The sequence below is a fragment of the Eubacterium ramulus ATCC 29099 genome, assembly GCF_000469345.1.
GTDB classification, from domain to species: Bacteria; Bacillota; Clostridia; order Lachnospirales; family Lachnospiraceae; genus Eubacterium_I; species Eubacterium_I ramulus.
Genome location: NZ_KI271158.1, coordinates 27,500 through 43,186, shown reverse-complemented (window position 1 = coordinate 43,186; position 15,687 = coordinate 27,500). Strand labels below are relative to the sequence as shown.

Sequence of the window (15,687 nt, the reverse complement as noted above, 5' to 3'; positions counted from 1 at the left end):
AATTCAAAGCTGAGTGCAAGCAGATGGATTTGAAATTTTGTATTTACGGATTAAGCATTTGTATTTGTGTCACCAGTGGTGTCACAAATAAGAAAGGTGGAATATGGGAAAAAATGAAATTAGTTTGGCAGATAACTTGATAAATATCATTAATACAGCAAGAGAAAATGCTTTTAAGAAAGTGAATGAAGAATTAATAAGCATGTACTGGCAAGTGGGTGAGTATTTGCATAGGGAAGCTCAAAAGTCAACATTTGGTGATTCATATATTGATTCTATTGCAAACGAGATACAGGAAGAATTTCCGGGAATAAAGGGATTCAATAGACGAGGCTTGTATAGAATGAAACAATTTTATGAAACTTATGCTGAAAATGAGGTTGTGACACCACTGGTGACACAAATTAGTTGGACAAACCATCTGTTAATTATGTCAGGATGCAAGAGCGATGAAGAAAGAGAGTTTTATATTCGGCTATGTATTAAAGAAAAATACTCCAAAAGACAATTACAGCGCCAGATGGATAGCGGATATTATGAAAGATATATGTTATCAAAAGATACGTTATTGCCAGAAAGCGTAAAAAGATTGGGGGAAAATCCCTTTTTAGATTCATATGTAATGGAATTTTTGGATCTGCCAAATGAATATCATGAAAATGATTTGAGAAAAGCCCTAATCAAGAATATGAAAGATTTTATTCTAGAGTTAGGTAAAGATTTTACATTTATTGATGAGGAATATAAGGTTCAGGTTGGTGGAGATGACTTTAGAATAGATTTACTCTTTTTTCATCGTGGATTACAGTGTTTAGTAGCAATCGAATTGAAAATAGGCAAATTTAAACCAGAATATGTTTCTAAGCTGGATTTCTATCTAGAAGCATTGGATAGACAAGTAAAGAAAGAAAATGAAAATCCAAGTGTAGGATTATTGTTATGTGCAACAAAGAACGATGAAGTTGTTGAATATGCAATGAGCAGAACAATGTCGCCAATGTTGGTTTCTGAATATAAATTACAATTACCGGATAAGAAGGTATTGCAGAAAAAATTGCAAGAGTTGGTGAATATACCGATGATTGAGGGAGAAGAGGTTTGACATTATAGGAAGGTGTTTTATGGAAGATGATGCATTATATGGAGAATTTGACTGGCTTGGAGTGCATATAGATATAAATAAAAATAATACTATGCGTAGTGTAGAAGCATCTACTTTGCACGAACTTGGACATCAAGAATTGGCTTCGAGTACAACTTTGGGAATGCTTGATTTTTTGATTACAAATATTGTTAAACTCGAAAATGACGAAAAAACAAAAAGAAAACTAGATCAATTATATGAGAGAATTTATAAATCGACAATTAATGTGCAGGAATCGTTTGCAGTGTTTTGTGAACTAAAGTATTTAGAAGAAATAGATCACGATGAATATGTTAAGTTGAGAAGCTATTATATTTCGACAGGAACATATATAAATAAGTATAGATTTGGCGAATTGCTATTTCTTTTTAAAAATAGTAATATAGAGGAAAATAAATGTGCTGTAGATGTTATGAGAACTATAGCGATAAATGCCATGAATATTAATTTATATGAATTGGCGCTGTTAGATGGAAAATATCTTCATATAATTGAAAAAAAACCAGATAAGTATAATGCAAATTATCGATTTTTCAAAGTAATTAAGTATATTGAAAATAATAATATTAATTTAGCTAATCTTGATGAAAATAGTATATCTAAAATATTCAGAATACTTCATCTGGAAGTCTTTAAAGATTTTGAATGGAAAGATTTTAAAAATTGGGTAACAGAGAGTCTGTTAAAACCACTTAATCTCAAAGAAATAGAGGAATATGTATCATATCAGATGGATATGGATTGCGTTGATGAATTGTTAAGTGCTTCGGCTTATGTGAGTAATCGTTGTAAGTACGAAATTAAGGATGCAAATACTAAGGAAGAAATCGAAGATGCTTTTAGAAATAGTAAAATATTATTTGTTGATGATAATTATGATGCGGGAAAGGCAGTACTGTATTTAGCGATTGATATAGATAATAAAAGGGCATTTAGATTTGCAAGTAGAGATGTTTTCGTTAATTGGTTTAGATATATTCCTATAACATTTACCGATAGAAATCATTACAAATCAATAATTGATAAGGAGCCTTCATTTGTGGATGTTCCAGCATTGATAGATTTAGCAGATATGAATCAAAACACGATCAATTTTATCTATAGTATAAATGTAATGGAATATTATATAGAAGAATTAAATGATAATTTTTCAATAATATTTTTGAAAGGAAACAATTCCAATATTTTCTTTCATGTCAGCTCAAACTTCAATATATTTATATTGAAGTTAAAATATTTCAATCATATTCAATGCAGAATTAATTGGTGGAATGATATTATTCCATTAGAGTATAAGCATTATTTTAATGTATTTATTAGGGAATATGAATAGATGATACTACTTTTAATAGTAAATACCAATAGAGCAGTATACTTTTGGAAATAGCAATAAAGACCGTCTTTATTAAAATGCGAGCAAATTATGGTCAAAAAACCATCGACATCCGACCCCATACACTCTATAATATAGATAATCTAATAAGAAAACAGTGTTATCATTACTGCTATGCTGTAGTTGGAATGATAGCCATATATATGAATCCGCTGGAACGGAATGGTTGAACCCTCAGGGTGACAATGTCAGCGATTTGACAGCGAAAACCGTTTTTCTCAGATGATTTTACGTTTTCTTATTTTGACATGGAATTACAGAATAGTTAGAAAACTCAAGGCTTTCCTTGACTTGGATTAACTCAGAATTATATATGTTTCCAAGGTGAATTCGAGCTCCTAAGCACTAGATGTGGGTTCGATTCCCGCACAGGACGTTGCGGAATGATTAGCAGAAATCGCGAAATCATTCCGTTTTTTATTGGAAACGTATGAAAAACGCTTCCTTTTTCAGCGGAATTGCAAACGAATGGGTGAAATAGGCAAAGCTGATTTTCCAACAAAAACGGGCCCATTTCTAAAATAAAAAAATAATTTTTTCTAAGAGATTATGGCGACGACATTGTTTTCGCCGATACGGTTAGCGTTAAGTAGAGTAAATTACAGTCAAAACCGGCATTTTCTTAGCAGAAATCGTTGCTTTTGTAACTCTATATAAATTTTTGAATGAAAATACTCATTCACAGATCTGTTTATGGTCTTGTGGATGAGTTTTTTTATTGCAAATGAATAGCTGAAAAAGGGAAAAGATTCTGTTCAGTGAGAAAGCATTTGCTTATTCCATGAAGAATGAAGCTATGAAGCGTAAAACCGGGAAGAGACGAAAGACACAGGAAGGTCTGTTGGAAGCACTGAGTCAGGAAAAGCAGCTGAGTCCGCAGAAGATCAACGAAATTTTAAACGAGATCAAGAAGACGGATATGAGTAGAGTGATTTTTAAGAATTCTCAGATGTATAAATACTTTCCAAAGTATTACAGCACAGAACAGATGAAAGAAGAAATCATAGAACTTTTGGAAAAAGAAAGCAAACGCAAAGAAAGACAGAGAAAACGGGAGGAAAAAAAGAATGGGTACGGATGTGTATTCTCATATTATTGATGACGACCGCAGGAAGAATGCAGAGCTCTTTGAAGAAGCTTTTTACGAGAAAAAAGATCTGAATCCGAGTATGCATGCCCATGCTGCCGGCAAGACTGTTGAACTTCCAACGGATGTTGATGCGGAATTATTAGTCAAGGTTCTTTCCAATCCGGAAATGGCAGCACTTTTATCTACCTTGGCTAAATCCTTGGAGAAAAAATAGAGAGAAAGAGTTTGATTGTTATATGTGGTGAAATGGTAGCCATGTTGGCTACCAATGATGATAAAAAAAATCTATTCTACTGGCATCGTCCCCATCATTTAAAAAGAGTTGATAAAACTGGAAATCCACAATACAAAATGATATTCTTTTTTTTCTGGATGTTTCTGTGATATACTTATACGCGGTCGTATCAGACCGGAAAGGAAATATTATGTTACAAAAATCATATGTTTTTTTCAGGAAAGAAACCGTTTTGTCAATTGCAGTGATCCTGGCGCTTCTTTCTATGTTCTGGGTCAGACCGGATAAGGCTTATTTTACTTATATCGATTTCAGGACTCTCGGGCTCCTCTTCTGTTTGATGGCAATTGTAGCTGGTTTGAAGGCTGTTGGTGTTTTTGATATACTCGCCAAAAAATTGCTGATGGGAACATCGGGAACTGTGGGTGTGATCAGGCTGTTGGTACTCTTATGTTTCTTCCTGTCAATGGTGATCACCAATGATGTGGCATTGATTACTTTTGTTCCTCTTGCACTGATCATTGTGCATAAACTGCCAAAGGAACTGGGCAATTACTGGCTTCTTAAAATAGTAGCCATGCAGACAATCGCTGCTAATCTCGGAAGTATGCTCACACCAATCGGAAATCCGCAGAACCTTTATCTATATGCCAGAGCAGGGATGTCCGCGGCAGAATTAATAACCCTGATGCTTCCCTATTCCGCCACAGCACTTATCCTTCTTCTGATATGGATACAGGTAGCCGCTGCCAAAGCACCTCACGTATGCGGTTCCGAAAAAGATAAAACTCTTTTGGGATTCTCTGACAGAAAAGAACTTAACATGGAATACCTGGCCGCTTACCTGATCTTATTTACAATCTGCCTGCTCACTGTTGCACGTATCATTCCATACCAGATTCCTCTTGTATTGGTTCTTATATATATGCTGCTAAGAAACAGGGAAAATATAAGCAGGGTGGATTACTCCCTGCTTGCCACCTTTATCGCATTATTTATTTTTATCGGCAACCTTGGAAGGATTCCGCAATTCAGCAGTTTTCTGGAAAGAATCATGGCAGGAAGGGAAACACTTACTGCTGTTCTTGCCAGTCAGATTATGAGCAATGTTCCCGCTGCGCTTCTTTTATCCGGCTTTACAGATAATTATCGGGCTTTAATTGTCGGAACCAATATTGGAGGTCTCGGCACTCTGATTGCATCCATGGCAAGCCTGATAAGTTTCAAATATATTGCAAAAGAAAACAGGAATCTGAGAGGGAAGTATTTGGGAATATTCACAGCCTCCAATATTATATTCATGATATTCATGTTAATATTGTATTTTTTTCTTAGATAAAGGTTTTCCCGGAATTACAAAAGCTATAGCAATTCTTTCTTCGCAAAAAATTCTCCGCGGCACTCTCCCATCCTGGAAGAAAAAGCAAAAGAGCAGGGAAATAGTATTCGATTAAAAGAATGATGGGTGGCAGAGTCATTGAAGCAAATACAGATTTTATAGATAACCTATCTGCCGTCTGCCGCCTGCCAGCGTATGAATGATAAGAAAAGATTGCGAACCGCTTGCAATTTGCAATCAAGCAAAATATAATGAAGAAAAAAAGGAGGCGATATCTATGGCAAGAACAGCAAATGTATTTGCACGTGTTGAGCCTGAAGTGAAAGAACAGGCAGAGCAGGTGCTTGATAGACTTGGAATTCCAATGTCCAATGCGGTAGGAATGTTTCTGAGACAGATTGTACTCCAGAGAGGAATTCCTTTTGAAATAAAACTTCCAGCTTATGAGGAGCCTGTTGCATATGGCTCTCTGACAAAGGAACAGTTCAATGCAGAAATAGAAAAAGGCATGGAAGATATTAGGGCTGGCAGAGTGTATTCAGCGGATGAAGTTGAAGCAGAAATGAAGCAGAAATTTGGTATATGAAATATAAAGTGATGTATACAGCCGGGGCCAAAAGAGATTTAAAAAATATTTTCAGATATCTCCCAGCTGATATATATAGTTAATAAAGAGAGGTGCATATGCTATGCCAGGTATACTCGTGGTTGAAGATGATGAAAATTTAAATCGTGGAATTACATTCTCACTGAAAAAATCCGGATATGAGGTTTTTTCAGCAGAATCAATGGAAAAAGCGAAAAGAATTGCAAGTGATCATAATGTGGATGTTACCATTTGTGATGTGAATCTTCCGGATGGGAATGGACTGGAATTTGTAAGGTGGATGAGATGCAGTCAAAATACATACATTATCTGCCTTACGGCACTAGATCAGGAGATGGATCAGGTTATGGGATATGAAGCAGGGGCAGATGATTATATTACAAAGCCGTTTAGTCTTTCGGTACTTCTTTTGAAAATAGAAGCACATTTCCGCCGCAGACAGGAGAAAACGGAAGCCGGAAAGATGATTTCGGGAGATATCGTATTTATCACAGGAGAAATGAAAGTTTTGATAAAGAGTCGTGAAATCAGTCTGACAAAAACGGAGTTGAAAATGCTGACTTTTTTTCTTCAGAATCCAAAACAGATTCTTTCAAAAACACAAATATTGGAAAATGTGTTTGATCTGGAAGGGGATTTTGTGGATGAAAATACAATCGCTGTCAATATCAGAAGACTCCGTGAGAAAATTGAAGACAATCCGGCTGCACCGGTCTATATAAAGAATATCAGAGGACTTGGATATATATGGAATCAGGAGGTAAGGCAGTGACAAAAAGATATCACAGGAAACTCACATCAGCCTTGTCGTTGGTATTACCTGTCATATTATTGTTTGCAATATTAAATTGCTTTACCACGTATGTGTTTTATGAAGATTACAAATATAAAATGAATCTTATGACAGAGATTGCTGCAAAGGAAGAATTTTCCGGGCTGGATGCTGTTTCGGAATTGCTTAAGGATAAGGATATTGAAACTAACGAACAGGGAAGGCGATTATTGGAGCAATATGGATACTGGGGGAATAAAGGAAATGCATTTTATTCGCAATTCCGGCATCAGGTTATGGTGACCGGTGCTGTAAGCACTGTGATATGCGCGCTTCTTTTGACTTTTTTACTTTATTGGAAGAAAAAAGAAGATGCGTGTCATCAGAAAATATTAGACCAGTTGGAAGAAATTCTGATCAGATTCCGTGAAAATAAATTTGATGATTTACTGAAAACGGAAAATTACGCAGAACTGGAAAAATTGAATGACCAGCTTGAAGCAATCGGACATCATATTCAGTTGATAAAGGAAGAAGCAAGGGCAGAAAAGGAGAACACGAAAGAAATGGTTTCTGATATTTCTCACCAGTTAAAGACACCGGTTGCAGCTTTGGATACATGTTTTAGTGTGCTGATGCAGAATGACTTAAGTGCCACAGAACAGGAGGAGTTTCGTATCCGTTGTCGGAGTGCTCTGGATGGACTGGAGACATTATTGCAGTCGCTTCTTGAAATATCCAAGATGGAAACTGGACTGATTCAGATGAATAAGAAAAAACTTCCGCTTATGGATACTGTCATATCTGCTGTGAACCGCACTTATCCTAAAGCGGATGAGAAAGAAATTGAATTCGTTTTTGACTATGAAAAAGAGCTGGAAACATGCACGATTATGCAGGATAAAAGGTGGCTTGGTGAAGCTGTGATCAACGTTCTGGATAATGCGGTCAAGTACAGTCCGTGTGGTTCAAAAATATTTATCCGGTTACAAAAAAGAAACGATCTTGTAAGAATGGAAATTGAGGACCAGGGAATTGGTATTCCGCAGAATGAGTATCACAAAATTTTTCAACGATTTTACAGAGGAAGTTCCAGGGAGGTCATGGAAAAGAGTGGTACAGGAATCGGACTTTTTCTATCGAGAGAAATTATCGAAAAACACGCAGGTACGATTACGGTAACCTCCGGCAAAAAGAAAAAAGGAAGCACGTTTGTGATTCAATTACCATATGTTAGTTAAATTTTAAATGAGCAGAAATCTTACAATTCTGTAAGACTTCTGCTCGTTTTTGAAAGTGAAATGAAAGATTATCCTGATACAATTTGGATGTAGGTTGAAAAATGACCAAATATATAAACAGGCAAAGAAAGCGTGTTGAAAAGGTACGTTTTACAGAATTGAAAAGGAGGTAGCACATTGAGTGTAATATTAGAAACCAAGCAGCTTTGTAAGTTTTATGGCGCAGGTGAGAATCAGGTCAAAGCGGTCAATCAGGTGGACATTCAGATTGAACAGGGAGAATTTGTCGCAATTGTTGGAAAGTCAGGTTCCGGCAAAAGTACATTACTTCATATGCTTGGAGGGCTTGACACCCCAACAAAAGGCAGTGTTACTTTAGCAGGAAAAGATTTATACAGGATGAAGGAAGATGCCCTTGCTGTTTTCCGCAGAAGAAAAATCGGATTTGTTTTTCAGGCATTTAATCTGGTTTCATCTGTTAATGTCTGGGAAAATATTGTACTGCCACTGGGGCTGGATGGAAGAAAAGTGGATGAAGCGTATGTAAATGATATTATTGCAACTCTGGGGATTGAAAAGAGGATTTACAATCTGCCAAATCAGTTATCCGGAGGACAGCAGCAGAGAGTAGCAATTGCAAGAGCACTGGTGAATCGTCCGGAAATTATATTTGCAGATGAGCCGACAGGAAATCTTGATTCCAAGACCAGTGATGAGGTGATCGCCCTGCTTAAGATGACAGCAAAAAAATATGGACAGACAATTGTAATGATTACCCATGATGACGAAATTGCACAGGTCGCTGACCGTATTCTGGTGATTGAGGACGGACAGGTGGTGGATTTCAGATGAAGACAATAAGCAGGATTGCATATAGCAATGACAAAAAGAACAAGACAAGAAGTATACTGATTATGATGTCCATATGTCTGACTACGATGCTGCTTGTGATTATCAGTACTGTGGGAAATGGAATGATACGTTTGCAGAAAAGTCAGGCGGCAGGCTCATATGGAAGCAATTATGGTCTGTTTGTCGCAGCAGATGCCTCGCAGTTAAAGGAAGTGGAACGCAGAGCTGAGATATCTGATATCGGCATCATGTGTACGGAGGGCATCCTGAAAGGAAATGAAAATGGCGGCTTTGTCAGTGCGGATGAAACGGTCAGGAAAATGCTTCCCTATAATCAGGAATATGTGTTGAAGGAAGGTACCTATCCGGAAAAGGCGCAGGAAATTGCCGCAGGACGCGCTTTCTTTGATGCAGTGGGATACCATGATGTAAAGGTCGGAGACACCGTAACATTGGAGTACCGTTCCGGCATGCAGTCGGAATACGCACCGGTGGAATTTACTGTCAGCGGGATTTTATATGACCGGAATGAATATACCATCGAGGCTTCCTATGTTGTATTCGGTTCGCAGGATTTTTGTAATGAGCGTGTTGCGGAGGGTGACAGGCAATATAATATCTATTTTACCTTGAGCGATTCTGCAAATGTATCTATGAATAATGTTGCGCCTGTTATAAAAGAAATCGCGGATTCCTGCGGCATTGACCAGAAAAACGTGATCATCAATGACCTCTACCTGCAGTGGGTATTGCAGCCGAGCTATGAAATGATTGTGGTTTGTGGAACCCTGATCCTCGGAATCGTGCTGTTTTCCGTTGTGGTCATTTATAATATCTTCCAGGTCGGGATCGCCCAGAAGGTTCAGGAGTACGGAAAAATCAAGGCGCTGGGTGCAACCAGAAAGCAGATGAAGCAGTTGATCTTTCGTGAGGGCATTCTTCTGACGGTTCCTTCGATACCGCTGGGGCTGCTGTTTGGTTTCCTGATTGCAAAAGTCAGCTTCAACTGGCTGGTGGAGCAGGGAAATCTGGTATCGTCCGGAATCAAGAACCATCAGGTGCCTCTGTTTTCACTGACAATTATGCTCATCTGCATTTTTGTATCATTTCTTACGGTCGTTTTGGCTCTGCGCAAACCCATGAAAATTGTTTCCCGGATTTCACCCATCGAAGCGACACGGTATCTTGACGGCTCCAAAACGCAAAAACAGGGCAGACGAAAAGGCAGAAAAGATGTCACCGTTTTCTCCATGGCAATGGCAAATGTGACAGGCAATCCGAAAAGAACCATTGCTACGATTCTTACCATGGGGCTTTCCTGTGTATTGTTTGTAATTATCTCTAATTATGTTGGGAATATTGACACGGAGCACGAGGCGCGGATTGCAATCAACCATGGACAATTTGAGTTGCAGCTGGATTATTCCCAGAATTATGATGAAGCCTATTCGGAGAATAATCTGGACACAATCCTACAGAACAACCCACTGAATGATTCTTTGATTAAAGAAATCAAATCCATCCCCGGTGTAACGGATGTACTGACGAGAGAAATCGTCTCTGCAGATTTGAACGGAACAAAATTTCCGGTTGCAATCGTAAATCAAGAGGATTTTGAAATGATGCGCGGGGATGGCGATATCGGTTCCATGGACTATGCACAGGCTGTCAAAAACGGGGATGTTTTCTTTGGCTGGTCCATGTGGATGGAAACTGACGGGTATTCTGCGGGTGCACCGATTACATTCAACTTTGATAACGGAAGCGGAACCTATACCTATCATGGAAAAATCGCAGGCTCCTTTGTAAACGCGGACACTTATCTGGTCATTCCGGAAGAAGTATACCGCTCTGTAAATCCAAAAGGGACATCTTATGGATACCTGTGGGTGGATTGTGCTAAAAAAGATGTGGCATCTGTAGAGCAAAGCCTGAATGACCTGCTCTCCGATACTTCTCATATCAAGCTGAACACCTATCACGCAGAATTGCAAACCGCAGAATACGCAAGCCGTATGATGAAGCTTGGCTGCTATCTGTTCATGGCAATTGTCGGTCTCATTGGGTTTATGAATCTGGCAAACACCATGATCATCAATATCACCACGAAGAAGCAGGAATACGGTGTGCTGCAAGCGGTAGGCATGACCAATAAGCAGTTGAATCTGAGCTTACAAATACAGGGCTTGATTTTTACGGTTGGCACCATCTGCGTCGCACTTGCTGCCGGTCTGCCCCTTGGCTATGCACTGTTTTCCTATGCGAAGCATAATGGGATTTTTGGAATGAACGTTTATCACGTTCCTCTTATCCCGATTCTTGTTATGATTCTTCTGGTTGGTATTCTACAAATTGTGCTTTCCTGTGTTTTAAGCAGTAATCTGAAAAAGGAAACGCTGGTAGAAAGAATAAGGTATCAGGGATAGCAAGTATTGCTGGTATATCCTCAGTATCATAGTGGCGATAACGAGTACAGCTATTGCAATTTACTTTGGGGAATGGATAAAATCAGTTATTCCTATAGATCTCATTATGTTGTTGCTACTGGTACATATGGTTTATATCGAAATCAGATGTTATGTGAAAGAACGGGGACATTATTAGGGAATAAATAGGATATTGAGAAAACGATGATGTAAACTGTCGTTTTCTCAATTTTTTATATGTTTAAAATACAGCTTGATGAACTTGCCTGTATTCTCTTGGGCTACAAAGATAAAATTCTTTGAATTTTTTTGTATAGTATGCGGGCGAATCAAAACCACATTCCTCTGCCACAATAGAAATGTTTTTATCCGGGTATTCCGTTAGTACAGATGCACTTCGGATCAATCTGTATTTTAACAGATATTGGATAGGAGATTCTCCTGTGATTTTTTTGAAACAACGAAGATTTTCTCTTTCACTGATATTTACAATTTCAGCAATATTAGAAAGAGTAATATTTTCCGGATAATGTTGTTCTATAAAAGATAAGGAAGAGGATTTTTCGAGAGGATTTTTTGATTATAGATAAGTAGAAAAAGATTCAAATCCTGTGTATAATTAAAAGATAAAGATAGAGACAACTCGAAATTTAAAGAGGAGGAATAATGCAATGAACTTCTTTGAAAATACTCGTAAGCCACAAGGCTTCGGCGGAAAATTGATGACGAAGATGATGAACATCGGTCACGCCAAGTTATCACAATGGGGATTCTCAAATATCTCAGTGAATCCGGACGCTGCGGTACTGGATGTTGGTTGCGGAGGCGGTGCAAATATTGTAGCCTGGTTGGGTAAATGCGGAAATGGACATGTGACAGGAATGGATTATTCGAGGGTCAGTGTGGCAGAATCTCAAAAACTGAACGCCGCCGCCATTAAACAAGGAAAATGTTGCGTGGTTCAAGGTGATGTATCTGCTATTCCTTTTCCTGATGCGGTTTTTGATTATGTTTCTGCTTTTGAGACAGTTTACTTCTGGCCGGGATTGAAAAAATGTTTTTTTGAGGTAAATCGAGTTCTGAAAAACGGAGGGACATTCCTGATTTGTAACGAATCTGACGGAACGAATGACGCAGATGAAAAATGGACAAAGTTGATTGATGGTATGAAGATTTACACATCTGATCAACTCATTGCTGCTTTGAAAGAAGCAGGTTTTACAGAGATAAAAACGTATTCAAATACAAAAAATCATTGGATAAGTATTGTTGCAACGAAATAGCCAATTTCCCGTTTATTGGGAAGTCGCAGAGAACGAAAAATCTGAATTTAACGCTTGAAAAAAGGAGAAATAAACATGGCAAAGAAAGAAGAAAGATTTGAAGTTACATTTAGAGACGGAAGTCAGCTTAAGGATGAAGGAGTTCGCCAAATCCTTGTAGATAAGGAGACTGGGGTTAACTATCTTTGTTGGAAATCTGGATATGGAGCGGCTATTACACCTCTTCTGGATTCAGAAGGAAAAGTCATAGTTACAAAGTAAAATCGGAGTTTGAAGCGGAGGTATGTATTATGAATATAGGATTTTGGTCGTGTATAATTTTGGTAATACCATTTCTGATTATAGGTGTGTTATTTGCGATTTTTAAGGAAAAAGCAGCAAAATTTGTTTCAGGATTTAATTCATTTTCTAAAGAAGAACAGGCATTGTATAATAAAGCTCATATCTCTCGTGATATAAGAAATCAGTGCTTTATGTGGGCTATTATAATGTTGGCAGGAGCATTATTATCCTGCTTTTTAACCCCATATATAGCTATACCAACCTATATTATTTGGTTAGTTCTGTTTTTTAGAGAAGTCCACTTTGATAATCATAAAGCGTTTGAAAAATATTTATTAAAGTAAATTCAAGTTTGACGGACGGATGATTTACAGAAAAAATGTCAGAATAGATAAACGGCAGGTGGTCATGTATGTAACAAGTATCAAAGACTACCTGCTTTTCTATGAAAAGATAGTTAATTGGTTATCAACTGCATAGAAATGTGAAAATACACATAAAATAGTAATGGATATTGATTAAATAAATCCTAGATGATATAATTCAATTACTAAAAAATGTGTAATTTTACAAAAACAAGGAGTTGAACTCATGGAGATTAAAAGAGATGCATACCTTGAACAGTTAAAGATAAGAAAAGATAATGGGATGATAAAGATTATCACGGGAATCAGGAGATGTGGGAAATCATTCCTGTTATTTGTATTGTTTAAGAAATATTTATTGGAGAGTGGTGTAGATAATGACCATATCATTGAGATTGCTTTGGATGGCATTGAAAATGAGGAGCTGAGAGATCCAAAGAAGTGTTACCAGCATATTAAAGATGCAATGAAAGATGACCAGAAATATTATCTGCTTTTGGACGAAGTACAATTTATGTCACGATTTGAGGAAGTGCTGAATAGCCTGCTTCGAATCAGCAATATTGATGTATATGTGACTGGAAGTAACTCTAAGTTTTTATCCAGCGATATTGTAACTGAATTTAGAGGCAGAGGAGATGAGATAAGAATATATCCGTTGTCCTTCGCAGAGTTCTATGCGGCTTTCGATGGAGATTATGATGATGCTTGGGAGGAATATATGATATATGGTGGTTTACCACAGGTGCTACAGTTTTCTGTGGAACGCCAAAAGGCTGAGTATCTAAAAAACATTTTCACAAATGTTTATATTAAGGATGTTGTAGAACGAAACAAGCTGCGAAATGTTGATGAGATTGATACTTTAGTAGATATCCTTGCTTCTGCGATAGGAGCTCCTACTAACCCAACTAAAATATCAAATACGTTTAAAAGTGAACGAGGCATCAATTACAGCAATAAGACCATATCCAACCATATAGATTATCTTGTGGAGGCATTTTTGATTTCTAAAGCTGACAGATATGATATTAAAGGTAGAAAATATGTGGGAGCAAATCTGAAATACTATTTTTCAGATGTGGGACTTAGAAATGCAAGATTGAATTTTAGACAGCAGGAACCTACTCATATCATGGAAAATATTGTTTACAATGAGCTGCTTATCAGAGGTTATAATGTGGATGTTGGTATTGTAGAGGCGTATGCGAAAAATGATGAAGGAAAAACAACTCGAAAGCAGTTTGAAGTTGATTTTGTGGTCAATCAGGGTAGTCAGAGATATTATATTCAGGTGGCTTATGATATGACCTCTGAGGAAAAGCAGAAGCAGGAATTTAATTCATTTAGAAATATCCCTGATTCATTTAAAAAGATCGTGGTAGTAAACGGAACAAAAAAGCCTTGGAGAAATGAGGAAGGCTTTGTAATCATGGGAATGAAGTATTTTCTGCTTAATGCGGATAGTTTGGAGTTTTAGAAATATTGCTGGGATATTGCCAACGAAAAGTAATTATAGATAGTTTGTCAGACCGGTACCGGATGGATACTATGAGATCATATCCGGCCACAGAAGAAAACATGCCGCGGAGAAACTGGGATACCGAAAAGTACCGGTGATTATCCGGGTATTAAGTGAAGATGATTCCATTTTAAGCATAGATGAAGACAGACGGCGCAATGCGACACTGTTGGAAGATTCCTTTTATAACAGGAAGAATCTGAATCCACAGATCCATGATACAGAATTCTTTGCTGATCTGGAAACCTGGCAGAGGAAGCAAAGGCGGCGGGGGTACAGCTGTGCCTGGCACAGATCGAATATCCGCAAAAATAGAAGTAAAATATGTGTAGATTTCAAAAAAAATTATTGACGAGAGGAAAACCACGTGGTATGTTTTTTTGAAAAAAGAGATTATTTTAAAGGCAAACCTGTTGAAAAGCAGGGTCGCAAAGCCAGAAGGGACTAAAGTCAGAAAGTTTGACCATGTCAGCCGGTTGCCACTGTTTCCATATCATCATAATATATGGAAAAGATGTTTGAACAAAAGAATTTCCGATACCTTTTATACTATATAGATGTGTGATTTTAAAAAAATATAGTAGGGACACTGGCAGATTTTGGCAAGTGTCCTTTTTGTATGCAAAAATGGGTAACAAAACTAGCAGGGACAGGTTTTTTGTATACAGATAAAAGCAAGATGAAAAAGGCATAAGACGGAGAGAGGATTTTTATAAAATGAAAATTTATGAAGACAAAATATATTCCTTAGGTGAGACTGTAACGGGGCAGACACAGGCCATGTCACAGGCCGTACAGAAAACACTGGAAAATAATGGCGGGGTAGGTATAATGACAGGATCTTATGACCAAAACCTGTCTATTTTGTCTGTGAATAATCTGCTGTTGCATAGTACAGGGTATACATTTGACACTTTCATGGAACAGACAAAAGGCTCGTTGAGAAACTTCTTTTATGACGAGGAAGATATACTGGAGCGAGACCGTTTTTTGCAGCTTCACGGAACAGGGGAAGCACAGATCCTTGCAGCAGACGGTACAGTGAAAAATGTACGGCTTTGTAAAGAGGATGCGACAGATGAGGCGGGCAGACAGATCTGGGTTATGTCCGTACAGGTCAACTGAGATCATGTAAA

17 protein-coding genes, 1 pseudogene and 1 riboswitch are annotated in these 15,687 nt (G+C 37.6%); of the genes and pseudogenes, 17 read left to right on the top strand and 1 reads right to left on the bottom strand.

Annotated elements, in window-relative coordinates; all coding sequences use genetic code 11:
- The first annotated feature begins 103 nt into the window (after positions 1-103).
- The 11 genes from HMPREF0373_RS11450 (at position 104) to HMPREF0373_RS17370 (ending at position 11,277) form a co-directional block, all read left to right on the top strand.
- Positions 104-1,102, top strand: coding sequence for a PDDEXK nuclease domain-containing protein (locus HMPREF0373_RS11450; RefSeq protein WP_021739883.1), 999 nt, complete (start codon positions 104-106; stop codon positions 1,100-1,102).
- A gap of 19 nt (positions 1,103-1,121) precedes the next feature.
- Positions 1,122-2,477 carry a hypothetical protein gene (locus HMPREF0373_RS11445; protein WP_021739882.1) on the top strand — a complete coding sequence of 452 codons (1,356 nt, stop codon included), beginning with the start codon at positions 1,122-1,124 and terminating at the stop codon, positions 2,475-2,477.
- An 856-nt stretch (positions 2,478-3,333) separates the two neighbouring features.
- Positions 3,334-3,636, top strand: coding sequence for a hypothetical protein (locus HMPREF0373_RS11440; RefSeq protein ID WP_044964154.1), 303 nt, complete (start codon positions 3,334-3,336; stop codon positions 3,634-3,636).
- Positions 3,605-3,841 carry a hypothetical protein gene (locus HMPREF0373_RS11435; RefSeq protein WP_044964151.1) on the top strand — a complete coding sequence of 79 codons (237 nt, stop codon included), beginning with the start codon at positions 3,605-3,607 and terminating at the stop codon, positions 3,839-3,841. The genes HMPREF0373_RS11440 and HMPREF0373_RS11435 overlap by 32 nt, the downstream gene beginning before the upstream one ends.
- A 211-nt stretch (positions 3,842-4,052) precedes the next feature.
- Complete coding sequence (locus HMPREF0373_RS11430) at positions 4,053-5,201, top strand: SLC13 family permease (protein WP_044964148.1); 1,149 nt, start codon at positions 4,053-4,055, stop codon at positions 5,199-5,201.
- A gap of 277 nt (positions 5,202-5,478) precedes the next feature.
- Complete coding sequence (locus HMPREF0373_RS11425) at positions 5,479-5,787, top strand: type II toxin-antitoxin system RelB/DinJ family antitoxin (protein ID WP_044964146.1); 309 nt, start codon at positions 5,479-5,481, stop codon at positions 5,785-5,787.
- A gap of 103 nt (positions 5,788-5,890) precedes the next feature.
- The gene (locus HMPREF0373_RS11420; RefSeq protein ID WP_021739876.1) at positions 5,891-6,580 is read left to right on the top strand and encodes a response regulator transcription factor; all 690 of its coding nucleotides are present in this window, start codon (positions 5,891-5,893) and stop codon (positions 6,578-6,580) included.
- Positions 6,556-7,821, top strand: a complete 1,266-nt coding sequence (locus HMPREF0373_RS11415) for a sensor histidine kinase (RefSeq protein WP_021739875.1) — start codon at positions 6,556-6,558, stop codon at positions 7,819-7,821. Before HMPREF0373_RS11420 ends, HMPREF0373_RS11415 begins: the two co-directional genes overlap by 25 nt.
- Before the next feature lie 177 nt (positions 7,822-7,998).
- The gene (locus tag HMPREF0373_RS11410; RefSeq protein WP_015520995.1) at positions 7,999-8,673 is read left to right on the top strand and encodes an ABC transporter ATP-binding protein; all 675 of its coding nucleotides are present in this window, start codon (positions 7,999-8,001) and stop codon (positions 8,671-8,673) included.
- Positions 8,670-11,099, top strand: a complete 2,430-nt coding sequence (locus HMPREF0373_RS11405; protein WP_021739874.1) for an ABC transporter permease — start codon at positions 8,670-8,672, stop codon at positions 11,097-11,099. The genes HMPREF0373_RS11410 and HMPREF0373_RS11405 overlap by 4 nt, the downstream gene beginning before the upstream one ends.
- On the top strand, positions 11,089-11,277 hold the full coding sequence (locus HMPREF0373_RS17370) for a DUF6040 family protein (protein WP_278244323.1): 189 nt from the start codon (positions 11,089-11,091) through the stop codon (positions 11,275-11,277). Before HMPREF0373_RS11405 ends, HMPREF0373_RS17370 begins: the two co-directional genes overlap by 11 nt.
- 63 nt (positions 11,278-11,340) lie before the next feature.
- On the opposite strand, the gene HMPREF0373_RS17800 is transcribed toward HMPREF0373_RS17370, so the two are convergent.
- Positions 11,341-11,640: a helix-turn-helix transcriptional regulator gene (locus HMPREF0373_RS17800; RefSeq protein WP_081695263.1), complete on the bottom strand. Its 300-nt coding sequence runs from the start codon at positions 11,638-11,640 to the stop codon at positions 11,341-11,343.
- A 130-nt stretch (positions 11,641-11,770) separates the two neighbouring features.
- Here HMPREF0373_RS17800 and HMPREF0373_RS11400 point away from each other — a divergent pair, with 130 nt between their 5' ends.
- The 6 genes and pseudogenes from HMPREF0373_RS11400 (at position 11,771) to HMPREF0373_RS17655 (ending at position 15,676) form a co-directional block, all read left to right on the top strand.
- Positions 11,771-12,382: a class I SAM-dependent methyltransferase gene (locus HMPREF0373_RS11400; protein ID WP_021739872.1), complete on the top strand. Its 612-nt coding sequence runs from the start codon at positions 11,771-11,773 to the stop codon at positions 12,380-12,382.
- A gap of 75 nt (positions 12,383-12,457) precedes the next feature.
- On the top strand, positions 12,458-12,643 hold the full coding sequence (locus HMPREF0373_RS11395; RefSeq protein WP_005342831.1) for a DUF6440 family protein: 186 nt from the start codon (positions 12,458-12,460) through the stop codon (positions 12,641-12,643).
- Between the two features lie 29 nt (positions 12,644-12,672).
- The gene (locus HMPREF0373_RS11390) at positions 12,673-13,008 is read left to right on the top strand and encodes a DUF3784 domain-containing protein (protein WP_021739871.1); all 336 of its coding nucleotides are present in this window, start codon (positions 12,673-12,675) and stop codon (positions 13,006-13,008) included.
- A 247-nt stretch (positions 13,009-13,255) separates the two neighbouring features.
- A complete protein-coding gene (locus HMPREF0373_RS11385) occupies positions 13,256-14,509 on the top strand; it encodes an ATP-binding protein (RefSeq protein ID WP_021739870.1) in 1,254 nt (417 codons plus the stop codon).
- Positions 14,510-14,567: 58 nt separating this feature from the next.
- A pseudogene (locus tag HMPREF0373_RS17365) lies at positions 14,568-14,903 on the top strand (ParB N-terminal domain-containing protein); the annotation flags it as partial.
- A gap of 41 nt (positions 14,904-14,944) precedes the next feature.
- Positions 14,945-15,035: riboswitch (cyclic di-GMP riboswitch) on the top strand.
- Positions 15,036-15,268: 233 nt separating this feature from the next.
- Positions 15,269-15,676 (top strand): hypothetical protein, encoded by a 408-nt coding sequence (locus HMPREF0373_RS17655; RefSeq protein WP_021739867.1) that lies wholly within the window; start codon positions 15,269-15,271, stop codon positions 15,674-15,676.
- Positions 15,677-15,687 lie beyond the last annotated feature (11 nt).

Coding starts and splice junctions, on each gene's coding strand:
- HMPREF0373_RS11395 (WP_005342831.1), top strand. CDS start 12,458: ATGGCAAAGAAAGAAGAAAGATTTGAAGTTACATTTAGAGACGGAAGT.
- HMPREF0373_RS11420 (WP_021739876.1), top strand. CDS start 5,891: ATGCCAGGTATACTCGTGGTTGAAGATGATGAAAATTTAAATCGTGGA.
- HMPREF0373_RS11450 (WP_021739883.1), top strand. CDS start 104: ATGGGAAAAAATGAAATTAGTTTGGCAGATAACTTGATAAATATCATT.
- HMPREF0373_RS11385 (WP_021739870.1), top strand. CDS start 13,256: ATGGAGATTAAAAGAGATGCATACCTTGAACAGTTAAAGATAAGAAAA.
- HMPREF0373_RS17655 (WP_021739867.1), top strand. CDS start 15,269: ATGAAAATTTATGAAGACAAAATATATTCCTTAGGTGAGACTGTAACG.
- HMPREF0373_RS11445 (WP_021739882.1), top strand. CDS start 1,122: ATGGAAGATGATGCATTATATGGAGAATTTGACTGGCTTGGAGTGCAT.
- HMPREF0373_RS11425 (WP_044964146.1), top strand. CDS start 5,479: ATGGCAAGAACAGCAAATGTATTTGCACGTGTTGAGCCTGAAGTGAAA.
- HMPREF0373_RS11405 (WP_021739874.1), top strand. CDS start 8,670: ATGAAGACAATAAGCAGGATTGCATATAGCAATGACAAAAAGAACAAG.
- HMPREF0373_RS11440 (WP_044964154.1), top strand. CDS start 3,334: ATGAAGCGTAAAACCGGGAAGAGACGAAAGACACAGGAAGGTCTGTTG.
- HMPREF0373_RS11390 (WP_021739871.1), top strand. CDS start 12,673: ATGAATATAGGATTTTGGTCGTGTATAATTTTGGTAATACCATTTCTG.
- HMPREF0373_RS11430 (WP_044964148.1), top strand. CDS start 4,053: ATGTTACAAAAATCATATGTTTTTTTCAGGAAAGAAACCGTTTTGTCA.
- HMPREF0373_RS11400 (WP_021739872.1), top strand. CDS start 11,771: ATGAACTTCTTTGAAAATACTCGTAAGCCACAAGGCTTCGGCGGAAAA.
- HMPREF0373_RS11415 (WP_021739875.1), top strand. CDS start 6,556: ATGGAATCAGGAGGTAAGGCAGTGACAAAAAGATATCACAGGAAACTC.
- HMPREF0373_RS11435 (WP_044964151.1), top strand. CDS start 3,605: ATGGGTACGGATGTGTATTCTCATATTATTGATGACGACCGCAGGAAG.